Below are 244 nucleotides of genomic sequence, written 5' to 3'. Positions count from 1 at the left end.
CGCGCAGTGCGCTTTGCCACTAAGTTAGATATGCAAATAGCACCAGCAAGCGAAAAACCGATTACCGAATTAGCGAGCTTGCTTGATAATATTCCGCCAGCGCGTTTATTTGAAGAAATACTCAAGCTATTTTTAAACGGCAAAGCACAGCAAAACTTTATAATGCTGCGTCAGGACGGTTTATTTAAATCGTTATTTCCTGAGCTAGACCGTATTTTAGATAAAAAACCAGGCGGACTTGAAG

The 244-nt window shown here is 41.0% G+C and carries 1 protein-coding gene; it reads left to right on the top strand.

Annotated elements, in window-relative coordinates:
- Window positions 1-244, top strand: a 244-nt coding sequence (locus tag R0K30_RS23125) for a tRNA nucleotidyltransferase/poly(A) polymerase-related protein (RefSeq protein ID WP_486304041.1), incomplete at both ends; no start/stop codon positions are given.

Origin of the sequence: Bacillus sp. SIMBA_154 (assembly GCF_046536015.1) — a bacterium.
Classification (GTDB): Bacteria; Bacillota; Bacilli; order Bacillales; family Bacillaceae; genus Bacillus; species Bacillus pumilus_P.
Note: the sequence above shows the minus strand (reverse complement) of the source record. Positions and strands in the feature narration are given on the sequence as shown.